At 73.4% G+C, this 14,170-nt stretch carries 10 protein-coding genes; 7 read left to right on the top strand and 3 right to left on the bottom strand.

What is annotated here, in order from left to right; all coding sequences use genetic code 11:
- The 3 genes from OGL89_RS12040 to OGL89_RS12030 all read left to right on the top strand — a co-directional run.
- Positions 1 to 1,207: DUF4192 family protein (locus OGL89_RS12040; RefSeq protein WP_263120391.1), on the top strand; the 1,207-nt coding region annotated here is incomplete at its 5' end.
- A gap of 178 nt (positions 1,208 to 1,385) precedes the next feature.
- Positions 1,386 to 1,784 carry a universal stress protein gene (locus tag OGL89_RS12035; protein WP_263120390.1) on the top strand — a complete coding sequence of 133 codons (399 nt, stop codon included), beginning with the start codon at positions 1,386 to 1,388 and terminating at the stop codon, positions 1,782 to 1,784.
- Positions 1,785 to 1,951: 167 nt separating this feature from the next.
- Positions 1,952 to 3,538 (top strand): RNA polymerase sigma factor, encoded by a 1,587-nt coding sequence (locus OGL89_RS12030; protein ID WP_263120389.1) that lies wholly within the window; start codon positions 1,952 to 1,954, stop codon positions 3,536 to 3,538.
- A 67-nt stretch (positions 3,539 to 3,605) separates the two neighbouring features.
- Here the strand turns inward: OGL89_RS12030 and OGL89_RS12025 are convergent, their stop codons facing one another.
- Together OGL89_RS12025 and OGL89_RS12020 are read right to left on the bottom strand one after the other, a co-directional pair.
- On the bottom strand, positions 3,606 to 4,358 hold the full coding sequence (locus tag OGL89_RS12025) for an SDR family NAD(P)-dependent oxidoreductase (RefSeq protein ID WP_263120388.1): 753 nt from the start codon (positions 4,356 to 4,358) through the stop codon (positions 3,606 to 3,608).
- Between the two features lie 214 nt (positions 4,359 to 4,572).
- Positions 4,573 to 4,800 carry a hypothetical protein gene (locus OGL89_RS12020; RefSeq protein ID WP_263120393.1) on the bottom strand — a complete coding sequence of 76 codons (228 nt, stop codon included), beginning with the start codon at positions 4,798 to 4,800 and terminating at the stop codon, positions 4,573 to 4,575.
- A gap of 138 nt (positions 4,801 to 4,938) precedes the next feature.
- On the opposite strand from OGL89_RS12020, the gene OGL89_RS12015 reads away from it, so the two are divergent.
- Genes OGL89_RS12015 through OGL89_RS12005 form a run of 3 tightly spaced genes read left to right on the top strand, consistent with a single transcriptional unit; the run spans position 4,939 to position 8,637 of the window.
- Positions 4,939 to 7,077: a DNA topoisomerase IV subunit B gene (locus tag OGL89_RS12015; protein WP_263120387.1), complete on the top strand. Its 2,139-nt coding sequence runs from the start codon at positions 4,939 to 4,941 to the stop codon at positions 7,075 to 7,077.
- Positions 7,078 to 7,122: 45 nt separating this feature from the next.
- Entirely contained in the window at positions 7,123 to 8,136 is a 1,014-nt protein-coding gene (locus OGL89_RS12010; protein ID WP_263120386.1) for a GNAT family N-acetyltransferase, read from the top strand.
- A 33-nt stretch (positions 8,137 to 8,169) separates the two neighbouring features.
- The gene (locus OGL89_RS12005) at positions 8,170 to 8,637 is read left to right on the top strand and encodes a MarR family winged helix-turn-helix transcriptional regulator (protein WP_263120385.1); all 468 of its coding nucleotides are present in this window, start codon (positions 8,170 to 8,172) and stop codon (positions 8,635 to 8,637) included.
- Positions 8,638 to 8,798: 161 nt separating this feature from the next.
- On the opposite strand, the gene OGL89_RS12000 is transcribed toward OGL89_RS12005, so the two are convergent.
- Positions 8,799 to 11,282 carry a DNA topoisomerase IV subunit A gene (locus OGL89_RS12000; protein WP_263120384.1) on the bottom strand — a complete coding sequence of 828 codons (2,484 nt, stop codon included), beginning with the start codon at positions 11,280 to 11,282 and terminating at the stop codon, positions 8,799 to 8,801.
- 107 nt (positions 11,283 to 11,389) lie between these two features.
- On the opposite strand from OGL89_RS12000, the gene OGL89_RS11995 reads away from it, so the two are divergent.
- Entirely contained in the window at positions 11,390 to 14,170 is a 2,781-nt protein-coding gene (locus tag OGL89_RS11995) for a GNAT family N-acetyltransferase (protein WP_263120383.1), read from the top strand.

The raw sequence follows: 14,170 nt of genomic DNA, 5'->3' as shown, positions 1-14,170 counted from the left end.
CACCCGCGAGGGCTCGGACACCCGCGACGGGAGCCAGCCCGAGGAGAGGCCCGACTCCCGGTCCGGGGTCGTCGCGGCGCACCTGCGTGAGGTCCTCTCCGCGGTGCCGGTGCGTTTGGGCCACCACCCGTGCCCGGGCAGCATCGTGGTGGCGGGCCTGGTCGACCCGGCGGACCCCGACCCGCGCCTGGTGGCCCGGATCGACACCGAGGTGCTGATCGGGCGGAGCGCGACCGCGGTGGCGGAGTCGGTCGTCGCGCACCTGCGGGGGATGGGCTGCTCGTGGGCGGTGGTCGCCCGGTACGTGGCACGGGTGCCGGTCGGGGCCGGTCCTGCCGATCCGGTCGCGGCCGTCGCTCCGGTACGGGCGGCCTGTCTGGCTGCAGGTGTGCACTGGGCCGGGGCGTGGGCGCTGGACGCGAGCTGGGTGCGACAGGATCCCGACGGGCCGCGGTTCCCCCGGAGCGAGCTCGCGCACACCACGGTCGCGGCGCAGGCCCGGGCTTCCGGTCGGGAACCTGCGGCGCGCCGTGAGGACGTCGGCAGGATCCTCGCCGCCGACCATCCCGACCGCCGGGTGGCCGCCGAGGCCCGGCTGCGCTGGACGCAGCACCGCACCGAGGTGGCACCGGAGGGCGCCACGCGGCCGTGGGGCGACTGGCAGCGACGGAGCCTGCGACGGTGGCAGGAGGCGCTGGCTCATCCCGGTCTGGTCCCGCGGGCCACGCTCGGCCGGATCGAGTCCGGGCTGGAGGACCCGTTGGTGGTCGAGGCCTGCGTGCTCACCCTGGTGGTCGGTCCGTTCGAGGAGGAGCGGGACGCGGAGTGGGTGCACCTGCTGTCCGAGCCGCCGGTGCCGGTGCCGGTGTCCGCGGGTTCGACGCTCGACGGTCCGGGGCTCGGTCTGCGGCCGTGGTTGGCGGCGCAGCTCGTGCCGGGAGCGATGGCACCGGAGGCCGGGCGGGTCGACGCGGCGGTGCGACTGTTGTGCCGGGTGGTCTCGCACGGCCGCCGCAGACGGCAGTCCGGCGGGCTCGCCCTGCTCGGCCTGCTCGCCTGGTGGACCGGTGACGGGGTGCGGGGCGGCGTCCTGGTGGAGCGGGCGCTCGCGGGCTCGAAAGTCGATCCGCTGGCGGCGCAGCTGGACTGGCTGTTGTCCGCGGGGGCGGTGCCGGGGTGGGCGCGCCGACCGGAGGTGGTCGGATGACGGCAGCATGACGACCGGTGTCCGGGGGACCCCGGGAGCCGGGTCGACGGTGCTGGTCCGGTGCGTTCGTGCTGGCCCGGCGGTTCCGGTACGGTCGGGGCACGGTTCGGCAGTGCGGCGCGACGGTGTGCGGCGGCGGGGCCGGACGGACGCAGCGGCACTCGTGCGAGGAGCACCGATGAGCATCGTGGTCGGCTATCTGGCGACGGTCGAGGGGCGTGCTGCCCTGGACACCGCAGGCCTCGAGGCGGAGCGGCGGGGCGAGTCCCTGGTGGTCGTCGTCAACGAGCGGATGGACGAGACGCCCGAGCAGCGTCAGGAGACCGAGCAGGCGGTGGAGCAGGTCCGCGTCGGCCTGGCCGAGCGCGGCATCGCGCACGAGGTCCGGGTGATCGCGGCCGGTCGCGACGTCGCCGAGGAGCTGATCGGCGCCGCCGAGGACACCGGTGCATCGCTGATCGTGATCGGCCTGCGTCGTCGCAGCCCGGTGGGGAAGCTGATCCTCGGGGCGAACGCCCAGCGCATCCTGCTCGACGCGCCGTGCCCGGTGCTCGCGGTCAAGCCCGACCCGAGCTGACGGGAATCCTCCGGCGCGCTCGCGCGTTGGACACTCCGACGGATTCACCGCCGACGCCCTGCCGCATGCCGATCCTCCGGATGGGCGCGCCCCGGAGCGGGAGCGGCCGGTACAATATCGGAGTCCCGTCTCGCCGAATCGGGTCCCTCGCTGCCGAAAGGTCATTCGTGACGTCCCAGAATTCCCCCACGCTGCCGCGCGAGTTCGAGCACCCGGCCCTGCAGGACCTGGTCCGCCGGGGTGCCGCCACCGGGAGCGTCGACGCCGCCGCTCTGCGGGCTGCCTGCGAGGCGGCCCAGGTGGAGGACGCGCGTCGTCTGAAGGCCGTCGTGCGCGGTCTGGCGAACGCGGGCATCGTCGTGGCGGAGCCCACGCCGGCCGCCGCCGCACCGAAGAAGCGTGCCGCCACCTCGCGGAAGGTCGCCGCCGCGACCACCACCAAGACGCGGACGTCCACCAAGGCCGTCGTCGCCGAGGAGGAGGGCGAGACCTCCGAGACGACCATCGCCAAGCCCGCCGCGAAGCGGACCACGACCGCCGCCGCCAAGAAGGCCGCCACCACCAAGGCAGCCGCCAAGCCGGTCAAGGCCAAGGCGACCAAGGCGAAGTCCGACGACGATGCGCCCGAGGACGACGAGGACATCGAGATCGACGAGGCCGAGCTGCAGGTCGAGGCCGAGGTGGAGACCTCGGACGACTCCGACGGCGACGCGACCGAGGGCGACGACCCCAAGGCCGCCAAGCCCGCCGACGCGAAGTCCGACGAGACCGAGGACACCGGCTTCGTCGTGTCCGACGCGGACGACGACGACCAGCCCGCGCAGCAGGTGGTCACCGCCGGTGCCACCGCCGACCCGGTCAAGGACTACCTGAAGCAGATCGGCAAGGTCGCGCTGCTGAACGCCGAGCAGGAGGTCGAGCTCGCCAAGCGGATCGAGGCCGGCCTGTTCGCGGAGGAGCGCCTCAGCCAGCTCGGCGACGACGTGGAGCCCAAGGCCCGTCGTGAGCTGCAGTGGATCGCCCAGGACGGCCGCCGCGCCAAGAACCACCTGCTGGAGGCCAACCTCCGCCTGGTGGTCTCGCTGGCCAAGCGCTACACCGGTCGCGGCATGCTGTTCCTGGACCTGATCCAGGAGGGCAACCTCGGTCTGATCCGTGCGGTCGAGAAGTTCGACTACACCAAGGGCTACAAGTTCTCGACCTACGCCACCTGGTGGATCCGGCAGGCGATCACCCGCGCGATGGCCGACCAGGCCCGCACCATCCGCATCCCGGTGCACATGGTCGAGGTCATCAACAAGCTGGCCCGCGTCCAGCGTCAGATGCTCCAGGACCTGGGCCGTGAGCCCACCCCGGAGGAGCTGGCCAAGGAGCTGGACATGACCCCGGAGAAGGTGGTCGAGGTCCAGAAGTACGGCCGGGAGCCGATCTCGCTGCACACCCCCCTGGGTGAGGACGGCGACTCGGAGTTCGGTGACCTGATCGAGGACTCCGAGGCGGTCGTCCCGGCCGACGCGGTGAGCTTCACGCTGCTGCAGGAGCAGCTGCACCAGGTGCTGGACACCCTGTCCGAGCGCGAGGCCGGCGTGGTCTCGATGCGCTTCGGCCTGACCGACGGTCAGCCGAAGACCCTGGACGAGATCGGCAAGGTCTACGGCGTGACCCGTGAGCGGATCCGCCAGATCGAGTCCAAGACCATGTCGAAGCTGCGGCACCCGTCGCGGTCGCAGGTGCTGCGCGACTACCTGGACTGACACCTCCGACACACCGAACGGCCCCGCCCCCACACCGGAGGGCGGGGCCGTTCGTCGTCCCGGGGCGTCAGATCGCGGACCAGCCGCCGTCGCAGACCAGGGTGGTGCCGTTGACGTTCGACGCGTCGTCGGAGGCGATCCAGACGATGGCCTCGGCCAGTTCGGCCGGCTGGGCGGCGCCGCCGACCAGTGCGCCCAGCACCGGCCCGATCCGAGCACCCATGTGTGCGGACCGCATGTCGGCCTCGATGGACGTCTGCACGGCGCCGGGTGCCACCGCGTTCACCCGGATCCCCAGCCGCCCGTAGGCGAAGGCTGTCTGAGTGGTCATGCCGGTCACGGCGTGCTTGGAGGCGGTGTAGGCCAGCCCCGCCGCGGCACCGCGCAGCGCCGCCTCCGAGGACACGTTGACGATGGCGCCGCGTCCCGCCTCGATCATCCCGGGCAGCACCGCCCGCATCAGGCGCATCACCGAGGTGACGTTCACCGCGAGCACCCGGTCCCAGGTCCGGTCGTCGATCTCCGCCGCCGGGAGGAAGCCGTCCATGATCCCGGCGACGTTGGCCAGCACGTCGACCCGGCCGTCCGCGGCGGCGAGCAGGGCGTCGACACCCTCCTGGCCGGCCACGTCGGCGAGCACCGGCACCAGGTCGGTGCCGGGATGGGCAGCCGCCAGGTCGTCGAGCCGTTCGGGGACGATCTCCCCGGCGACCACCCGGGCCCCCTCGGCGAGGAACTGCTCGACGGTGGCGCGGCCGATGCCGGCGCCGGCGGCGGTGACGATCACGGTGCGACCGGAGAAGCGATCAGGGACGGACATGGCGAGCCTCCGAGGGATCCCGCGGGGCGTCGTCGCCCCGTCGTTCCGACGGTAGGCGCGGCAGCGGACGACAGGGGCGGGATCGGGTGCGATCCCACCGTTCGGCGCGCTGAACTGCGACGTTATCGGGACTTAGGTCCCACGGCATGGCCCCCGCAGACGCGAACGGCCCGCCCGGGCGGTGCGCCGGGCGGGCCGTTCGGTCGTCGGGTCGTCAGCGGGCGGCGCCGGCCCCCGCACCGTGTTCGGCGAGCAGCCTGTCGGTCTCGTCCTGCACGTGGGTCGCGATCGCCTCGTACTTCGGCGCGTGCTCGCGCGCGTGGTGCGCGCAGAACAGCAGTTCGCCCACCGGGAGCAGCACGCGGACGTAGGCCTGGGCGCCGCAGCGGTCGCATCGGTCTGCTGCGGTCAGCGCGGCCGGTGCGTTCTCGGTTTCCATCATCTCCGTCACGCTGACATACAACCATCCGCGGCCGTGGATCTTCCCGTCGAGAGGGGGTGGTTCGCTGTCCGCGTACCCCGGTTTCACCCTCCGGCGGGGCTGCACGGGATTGTCGGCGGCGCCCACTACCCTCGACCCGTGTCCACCGACTCCGCCTACAACGCCCGCCATCTCTCGGTCCTCGAGGGCCTGGAGGCCGTGCGCAAGCGCCCCGGCATGTACATCGGCACCACCGACAGCCGCGGCCTCATGCACTGCCTCTGGGAGATCATCGACAACTCCGTCGACGAGGCGCTCGGCGGGCACGGCGACCGGATCGAGGTCGTGCTGCACGCCGACTCCTCGGTCGAGGTCCGCGACCAGGGCCGTGGCATCCCGGTGGACGTCGAGCCGCGCACCGGGCTGACCGGCGTCGAGGTCGTGCTCACCAAGCTGCACGCCGGCGGCAAGTTCGGCGGCGGCTCCTACGCCGCCTCCGGTGGTCTGCACGGCGTCGGCGCGTCCGTGGTGAACGCGCTGTCCTCCCGGCTGGACGTGGAGGTGGACCGCGGGGGCAAGACCCACCGGATGACCTTCCGCCGCGGCGAGCCCGGCGTGTTCGACGACCGCGGCGGCATCTCCCCGGAGTCGCCGTTCGAGCCGTTCACCTCCGGCTCCGAGCTCGCGATCGTCGGCAAGGTCGCCAGGGCGCGGACCGGTACCCGCACCCGGTACTGGGCGGACCGCAGCATCTTCCCGAGCACCGCGGTGTTCAGCTACGACGAGCTGGTCACCCGCGCCCGGCAGACCAGCTTCCTGGTGCCCGGTCTGACCATCGTGGTCCGGGACGAGCGCGGCGTGCCGGGCACCCCGGGCGCCGACGGCCCGCACGAGGAGGTGTTCCGGCACGACGGGGGGACGGTGGACTTCGCCGACTTCCTCGCACCGGACGCCGCCGTGACCGACACCTGGCAGCTGACCGGGGCGGGCACCTTCACCGAGACGGTGCCCGTGCTGGACAACCGTGGGCACATGACCTCGCAGGAGGTGCAGCGCGAGTGCGAGGTGGACGTGGCGCTGCGCTGGGGCACCGGCTACGACACCGAGGTCCGCAGCTTCGTCAACATCATCTCCACCCCCAAGGGCGGCACCCACCTGGCCGGCTTCGAGGCGTCGCTGCTCAAGACCGTGCGCAAGCAGGTCGAGCTGAACGCCCGCAAGCTGAAGATCTCCGCGAAGGACGGCGGGGACAAGATCGAGAAGGACGACGCGCTGGCCGGGCTCACCGCCGTGGTCACCGTGCGGCTGGCCGAGCCGCAGTTCGAGGGCCAGACCAAGGAGGTGCTGGGCACCGGGCCGGTCCGCGGCATCGTCGCCAAGGTGGTGGAGTCCGAGCTCACCGGCCTGCTGACCTCGACCAAGCGCGAGCACAAGGCGCAGGCGTCCGCGCTGCTCGAGAAGGTCGTCGGGGAGATGCGGGCCCGGGTCTCCGCCCGCAAGCAGAAGGAGATCTCCCGGCGGAAGAACGCGCTGGAGAGCTCGTCGCTGCCGGCCAAGCTCGCTGACTGCCGCAGCACCGACGTCGACCGCTCCGAGCTGTTCATCGTGGAGGGCGACTCGGCGCTGGGCACGGCCAAGCTCGCCCGGTCCAGCGACTTCCAGGCGCTGCTGCCGATCCGCGGCAAGATCCTCAACGTCCAGAAGGCGTCCGTGGCGGACATGCTGCGCAACGCCGAGTGCGCCGCGATCATCCAGGTGCTCGGCGCCGGGTCCGGTCGCACCTTCGACCTGGACGCGGCCCGCTACGGCAAGATCGTGCTGATGACCGACGCCGACGTGGACGGCGCGCACATCCGCACCCTGCTGCTCACCCTGTTCTTCCGGTACATGCGACCGATGGTCGAGGCCGGGCGGGTGTACGCCGCGGTGCCGCCGCTGCACCGGATCGAGGTGATCGGCGCAGGATCGAAGAAGAACGAGTACGTCTACACCTACTCGGAGGCCGAGCTGGCCAGCACCCTCAAGAAGCTCGACCGGGCCGGCAAGCGCTACAAGGAGGACATCCAGCGCTACAAGGGCCTCGGTGAGATGGACGCCGACCAGCTGTCCGAGACCACCATGGACCCGCGGCACCGGACCCTGCGCCGGGTGACCCTGCCCGCAGCAGCCGCCGCGGACGAGCAGATGCGCCGGGTCGAGGAGGTGTTCGAGCTGCTGATGGGCTCCGAGGTCGCACCGCGCAAGGACTTCATCATCGACAACGCCTCGACACTGGACGCCTCCAAGATCGACGCGTGAGATTGCGGGTGACAGGAACATGGTCGATCCCGCACCGTGGTCGCCATGACCTCACTGGCCTCCCGTGCCGACGCGCCCGCTGACCTGCCCGAGCTCCCGACCGACGGGTTGACCTGGCGGCCGTTCGCCCCGGCCGACGCCCCGGCGCTGGCCGCGCTGATCGCTCGGACGGAGGAGGCCGACGCCGCGCACGCCCGCACAGTCGAGTCCGAGGTGGTCGAGCAGTTCGAGGGCAGCTGGTGGGACCTGGCCCGGGACACCCGGATCGGCTGGGACGCCGACGGCACCCCGCGTGCCTGGTCGGTGTCCGAATGCAACCCGGCCGACCTCCGACGGTTGCGGGCCCACTCCTCCGGTGGCGTCGACCCGGCGTGGCGGGGCCGGGGCCTCGGCACCGCGCTGGTCGCCTGGTCCACCGCCCGCGGGCGCCAGCAGCTCGCCACCGACCCGCGGGACATCCCCGGGCGTCTCGGCGTGTACCTGCTCGAGACCCAGACCGGGGCAGCCGACCTGTACCGCGCCGCCGGCTACGCGCCGCTGCGCTACTTCCGGGACATGCGCCGCCCGCTCGACCAGCCGCTGCCCGTCCCGCCGGCGACTCCCGGCCTGCGGGTCGTGCCGTGGACGCCGGAGCTGGACGAGCCGGTGCGGCTGGCGCACAACGAGGCCTTCGCCGATCACTGGGGGAGCGAACCGCGCAGCGCGGAGGCGTGGCAGGGCGGCCGGTCGATGTTCGCGCCGAGCTGGAGCCAGGTGGCGGTGGACGAGGCCACGGGGGAGGTCGCGGGCTACGCGATGTCCAGCCGCTACGAGCAGGACTGGCCGGTCAAGGGCTACCGCGCCGGGTTCACCGACGTGCTCGGCGTCCGACGCGCCTGGCGGGGCCGAGGGCTCGCGGTGGCGCTGCTGACCGCCGCGATGGAGAGCTACCGGGCGGACGGGATGGCGTACGCCGAGCTCGACGTCGACAGCGAGAACCCCTCCGGTGCGCACGGCCTGTACGCGTCGCTCGGTTACGAGGTCACGCACGGATCGGTCATCCTCGGCATCGATGTCTGACCGGATCCGGCGGACCGGCCGTACCCTTCTCGCATGACGGCGGTGCAGGGGCGGACGGTCGCGGACGAGGACGCCGCGTGGCGGGTGTTCCTCGGCATGTCGCGGGACTGGTTCATCGTGATGGAGCGGGCGCTAGGCCAGGCCACGGACGCGTCGGTGGCGGACCTGGAGCTCCTCGAACCGCTGCTGGACGCGGGCGAGAGCGGTCTGCGGGCCAAGGACCTCGCCGCGGCGGCCGAGTGGCAGGACAGCCGGGTGTCGCACCAGCTGCGCCGGATGGAGCAGCGCGGCCTGGTCGCCCGCGCCCGGGACCGTGACGACGCCCGCGGCACGATGGTCCGGCTGACCGACGCCGGGGTGCGCTGCGCCGAACGCGCCCGGGCGACCCGGCGCCAGGTGGTGCACCAGATCATCCTGGACGTCCTCGAACCCGAGCAGCTCACGGCGCTGGTCGACTCCGCCGCCCGCATCCGCGCAGCGGTGGCGGATGCCCAGTCCTGACCCACCATCGCGCGCTCGGTGGGTGCGCCCCGCCGAGGTCGGCAGCCCACGCCTCCGAGGTGCCGGTGACCTGCCGACCTCGGGGTGAACTGCCGCTCTCGGGGTGAACTGCCGACCTCGGGGTGGAGTGCCGCCTGCCGAGTTCGGTGGCGCAGGCGGTGTCAGCCGATCGCGACTGGGGGCGCGCTCAACGGTGCTCCCGAGCCGTCCCGGCGGTCGTCGATCTCGGGCAGCTCCACCGGCTGACCTGCCGACCCGGTCGCCCGCGCGGGAGCCCGGCCGACCCAGGCGAGGAACAGGGCGTCCTCGCCCTTGAGGAACCGGTGCGAGCGCACCCCGCCGGTGGCGCGACCCTTGCCGGGGTACTGCGCGAACGGGGTGACCTTCGCGGAGCCGGACTGGGTGCCGGGCAGCGCGTCGGAGGAGCCGGAGACGGTGACCACCAGGGCGTCGTCGACGTCGGGGGACAGGGCGCCGAAGAACACCGCGCGGGCACCGGCACCGAGCTTGATGCCGGCCATGCCACCGGCCGGACGGCCCTGCGGGCGCACGGCAGCGGCCGGGTAGTGCAGCAGGTTGGAGTCGGAGGAGACGAACACCAGCTCGTCGTCGTCGGTGACCGGGGCGATGCCGACGACCTCGTCGCCGTCGCGCAGGCCGATGATCTCCCAGGAGTCCCGGTTGGCGGGGGGCTCGCCGGAGACGACCCGCTTGACCACGCCCTGGGCGGTGCCGACGGCGAGAGTGGGGGCGTCGGCGGCGATCGAGCACAGGCCGATCACCTTCTCGCCGCGGTCCAGCTCGATCAGCTCGCCGAGCGGCAGTCCGCCGCCGAGCGAGGGAGCGCCGTCGGTGGGCGGCAGACCCGGCAGGTCCAGCACGGAGATCCTGCGGACCACCCCCCGGTTGGTGACCAGGCCGACGTCGCCGCGCGCGGTGGTGCGCACGGCACCGGCCAGCACGTCGTGCTTGGTGCGGGCGGCGTCCTCGGCGGGGTGCAGCAGCACGTCGACCCCGGCGGTGCGGGCGACCAGCCCGGTGGCGGACAGCAGGGCGATGCAGGGGGTGTCCTCGATCTCCAGGGACAGCGTGGCCACGGTGCGCTTGGCCACCGGGGCGCCCTCGGCGGCGGTCGCGACACCGCCCGCGGACTCCAGCAGGATGGTCCGGCGCGGGGTGCCGTAGGTGGCGGCGACCTCGGCCATCTCGTCCGAGACCGCGCCGCGGAGCAGGCTCTCGTCGCCGAGCAGGGCCTCCAACGCGGCGATGTCGTCGGCGAGCTCGTCCCGCTCCTTCTCCAGCTCGATCCGGCTGAACTTGGTCAGGCGACGCAGGCGCAGCTCGAGGATGTACTCGGCCTGCGGCTCGGAGAGGTCGAAGACGGTGCGCAGGCGGGCGCGCGCGGCCTCGGAGTCGTCGGAGCTGCGGATGACCTGGATGACCTCGTCGATGTCCAGGATCGCGATCAGCAGGCCGAGGACCAGGTGCAGGCGCTCGCGCTTGCGGTCCAGGCGGAACTGGCTGCGGCGGCGGACCACGCTCAGGCGGTGCTCGACCCAGACCTGCAGCAGCTCGCGCAACCCCAGGGTGCGGGGCTGGCCGTCGACCAGGGCGACGTTGTTGATCGAGAACGAGTCCTCGAGCGGGGTGTAGCGGAACAGCTGCTCCAGCACGGCGTCCGGGTTGAAGCCGGTCTTGACCTCGATCACCAGGCGCAGGCCGTGCTCGCGGTCGGTCAGGTCCAGGACGTCCGCGATGCCGGAGAGCTTCTTGTTCTGCACGCCCTCCTTGATCTTCTCGATCACCTTCTCCGGGCCGACGCCGTAGGGCAGCTCGGTGACGATGATCCCCTTCCGGCGCGGGGTGACGTTCTCGATCCGGGTGGTGGCCCGGGTCCTGAACGCGCCACGACCGGTCCGGTAGGCGTCCCGGACGCCCTCCAGCCCGACGATCTTGCCGCCGGAGGGCAGGTCCGGTCCGGGCACGAACCGCATCAGCTCGTCCAGGTCGGCCCCGGGGTGCGCGACCAGGTGCCGAGCGGCGGCGATCACCTCGACCAGGTTGTGCGGGGCCATGTTGGTCGCCATGCCGACCGCGATGCCGGCGGCGCCGTTGACCAGCAGGTTCGGGATCGCGGCGGGCAGCACGGACGGCTGGGTGAGCTTGTTGTCGTAGTTCGGGACGAAGTCGACGACGTCCTCGTCCAGGCCGGCGTTCATCGCGACCGCGGAGGGCGCCATCCGGGCCTCGGTGTACCGGGGGGCCGCGGGGCCGTCGTCCAGCGAGCCGAAGTTCCCGTGCCCGTCGACCAGGGGCAGCCGGAGCGAGAACGGCTGCGCCAGGCGCACCATCGCGTCGTAGATCGCGGTGTCGCCGTGCGGGTGCAGCTTGCCCATCACGTCGCCGACCACGCGGGCGGACTTCACGTAGGGGCGGTCCGGGCGCAGGCCCATCTGGGACATCTGGAACAGGATCCGGCGCTGCACGGGCTTGAGGCCGTCCCGGGCGTCCGGGAGCGCACGGGAGTAGATGACCGAGTAGGCGTACTCGAGGAAGGACCCCTCCATCTCGGACGCGACGTCGACGTCGATGATCCGCTCGACGAAGTCCTCGGGCGGCGTGCTGGGGGCAGTGCGGCGCGCCATGTGCGGTGCGAGCTCCTGAACTCGGGGGAGTGCGGCGGACGGTCCATCATCCTCTCCCCGGGCCGGAGGTCCGCACCACGACACGCCTCACCAGTACCCTCGTACGCATGGGTGGGAGCGACGACGACGTGCGACCCGATCCCCGCGGCCCGGCGTACCCGGAGGCGTGGGAGGCCGACGTGGTGCTGCGCGACGGCAGCACCACCCACATCCGCCCGATCCGGCCCGACGACGCCGACGCGTTGCAGGCCTTCCACGTGGCGCAGTCCGAGCAGTCCATCTTCCTGCGGTTCTTCGCGGCCCTGGAACGGCTGCCGGAGCGGGACCTGGCCCGGTTCACCCAGGTCGACCACCGGGACCGGGTGGCCCTGGTCGCGGTGACGCAGGACGACGCGATCATCGGGGTGGCCCGATACGACAAGGTCGGCCCGGACGAGGCCGAGGTGGCGTTCAACATCGCCGACGCCCACCACGGGCGAGGCCTGGGCTCGGTGCTCCTGGAGCACCTGGCGGCGGCGGCCCGGGAGCGAGGGATCCGCCGGTTCGTGGCGGAGGTGCTGCCGCAGAACGGCCGGATGATCGCGGTGTTCCGGGAGGCCGGGTTCACCCTGCGCCAGCGCCTGGAGGACGGCGTGGTGCAGGTCGCCTTCGACATCGACCCGACCGAGCGGTCGCTGGCCGTGATGCTGGGCCGGGAGCGGTCGGCGGAGGCGCGCAGCGTGCAGGGGCTGCTCACCGCGCGCCGGGTCCTGCTGGTGGCCGCCGCGGACGCGGACCCGGAGTCGCTGGACGCCCGCCGGGCCGGCCGGGTGCTGACCTCGTTGCTGGCCGGGGAACGCCGGCCGCCGATCGGCGCCCGGACCGGGGCGGTGCAGGCGCCGATCCTGGGGGAGCCGGTGGACCTGCACGTGGTCGGGTCGGTCCCGGGCGCCGACGATCCCGCGGTGCGTCGCTGGGACCGGCTGGAGGACGTCCCGCAGGAGGTCGAGCTGGCCGTGGTGGCGCTGCCCGCCGCGCAGACCGTGCTGGCGGTGCGCGCACTGGGCCGGATCGGGGTGCGGGCGGTGGTGGTGCTCTCCGGCGGGTACGCCGAGGAGGGCGAGGCCGGGCTGGCCCTGCACCGGGCGCTGCTGCGCACGGCGCACGCCGCGGGAATGCGGGTGATCGGGCCGGTGTCCTACGGGCTGATCAGCCACACCCCGGCCGGGCTGGTGAACGCCTCGCTGGCCGAGGAGCCGCCGCCTCCGGGCCGGATCGGGCTGTTCTGCCAGTCGGCCGCCACCGCGGTGTCCATCCTGGCGTCGGTGCGCCGTCGCGGTCTCGGGCTGGCGCACCTGGTGTCGGCGGGCAACCGGGCGGACGTGTCCGGCAACGACCTGATGCAGTTCTGGCAGGAGGACGAGTCCACCGACGTGGTGGCGCTGTACCTGGAGTCGATCGGCAACCCGCGCAAGTTCGCCCGGGTGGCCCGGCGGCTGGCCCGTCGCAAGCCGGTGGTGGTGGTCACGGCCGGCAGCACCGGGCACGTGGTCCCGCCCGGACACGCGGTGCGGGCCACGGTGGCCTCCCGGCGCACGCTGGAGGAGGTGGTCCAGCGGTCCGGCGTGGTGCTGGTGGAGAACACCCATCAGATGCTGGAGGCCGCCCAGCTGTTCGCGCTGCAGCCCCTGCCGCCGGGCCGGCGTGCCGCGGTGGTCGCGTCCTCGGGGTCGTTGGCCGCGCTGGTCGCCGAGGCCGCCACGACCGCCGGGCTGAGCGTGGACTCCGCGCCGGTGATCGTGCCGGAGGAAGCGCCGCAGGAGGTGATCGACGCCGCCTTCACCGGGGTGTACGGCGACGATCGGGTAGAGGTGGTGATCGTGGTGCACGTGCCCACCGTCGGCCCCCGCGACGATCGGGTGGCCACGGCGATGGCCCGGGCCGCCGCGGGCAGCGGGCGCACGTCGGTGGCCTGCCTGCCCGGACTGCACGGTGCCGCGGAGGCGCTGACCGCCCCCGACCCCGACGGGGTGCTGCGCACGGTGCCGGCCTACACCACGCCGGAGGACGCCGTGCTGGCACTGGGCCAGGCCGCGCGCTACGCCGCCTGGCGCTCCGCCGAGCGGGGCACCGCGGTGCACCCGGCGGAGATGCACACCCGGCAGGCCCGTCGACTGGTGCAGCGCTGGATCGTCGAGGCCGGGCGCCCGGACCGGCTGGACCTGGACCGCGAACAGATCGCCGAGCTGCTCGGCTGCGCCGGGATCGCCCTGATCCCGTCCGAGCCGGTGCGTACCGCGGACGAGGCGGTGGCGGCGGCCGAGCGGATGGGCTGGCCGGTGGCGTTGAAGACCACGGTGCCCACCCTGCGGCACCGGGCCGACCTGGGCGGGGTGCGGCTGGACGTGCACGACGCGGCCGAGCTGCGGGCCGACGTGCGCCAGGTGCTGGAGCTCGCCGCCGGGCACGACACGACGCCGGACCGCGCGCCGTTGGAGGTGCAGCCGATGGCTCCGCACGGGGTGGCCTGCGTGATCCGCACCGCCGAGGACCCGCTGTACGGCCCGGTGCTGGGCTTCGGGCTGGCGGGGGACACCACCGACCTGCTCGGCGACTACGCCTTCGCGGTGCCGCCGCTGACCGACGTGGACGTGGCCGATCTGGTCCGGGCGCCCCGGTCCGCGCCCCGGCTGTTCGGCTACCGCGGTCTGCCGCTGCTGGACGTCGCCGCGGTGGAGGACGTGCTCGCCCGGGTCGGCGTGCTGGCGGACGACCTGCCCGAGCTGCTGTCGGTGGAGCTGAACCCGGTGGTGGTGGCCGAGCACGGCGCGTACGTGCTGGGTGCGGCGGTGAGCGTGGGCCCGGCCGCGGCACGGACGGACGGGGTGCGCCGGGCACTGACCAGCTGA

Origin of the sequence: Cellulomonas sp. RIT-PI-Y (assembly GCF_025642745.1) — a bacterium.
In the GTDB taxonomy this organism is placed as follows: Bacteria; Actinomycetota; Actinomycetes; order Actinomycetales; family Cellulomonadaceae; genus Cellulomonas.
The sequence above is the reverse complement of the archived record's forward strand: the minus strand, read 5'-3'. Positions and strand labels throughout refer to the sequence as shown.

What these genes read in the sequence shown, in the direction of transcription:
- OGL89_RS12035 (WP_263120390.1), top strand. Translation starts at nt 1,386, where the DNA reads ATGAGCATCGTGGTCGGCTATCTGGCGACGGTCGAGGGGCGTGCTGCC.
- OGL89_RS12025 (WP_263120388.1), bottom strand. Translation starts at nt 4,358, where the DNA reads ATGTCCGTCCCTGATCGCTTCTCCGGTCGCACCGTGATCGTCACCGCC.
- OGL89_RS12020 (WP_263120393.1), bottom strand. Translation starts at nt 4,800, where the DNA reads ATGATGGAAACCGAGAACGCACCGGCCGCGCTGACCGCAGCAGACCGA.
- OGL89_RS12010 (WP_263120386.1), top strand. Translation starts at nt 7,123, where the DNA reads ATGACCTCACTGGCCTCCCGTGCCGACGCGCCCGCTGACCTGCCCGAG.
- OGL89_RS12005 (WP_263120385.1), top strand. Translation starts at nt 8,170, where the DNA reads ATGACGGCGGTGCAGGGGCGGACGGTCGCGGACGAGGACGCCGCGTGG.
- OGL89_RS12000 (WP_263120384.1), bottom strand. Translation starts at nt 11,282, where the DNA reads ATGGCGCGCCGCACTGCCCCCAGCACGCCGCCCGAGGACTTCGTCGAG.
- OGL89_RS11995 (WP_263120383.1), top strand. Translation starts at nt 11,390, where the DNA reads ATGGGTGGGAGCGACGACGACGTGCGACCCGATCCCCGCGGCCCGGCG.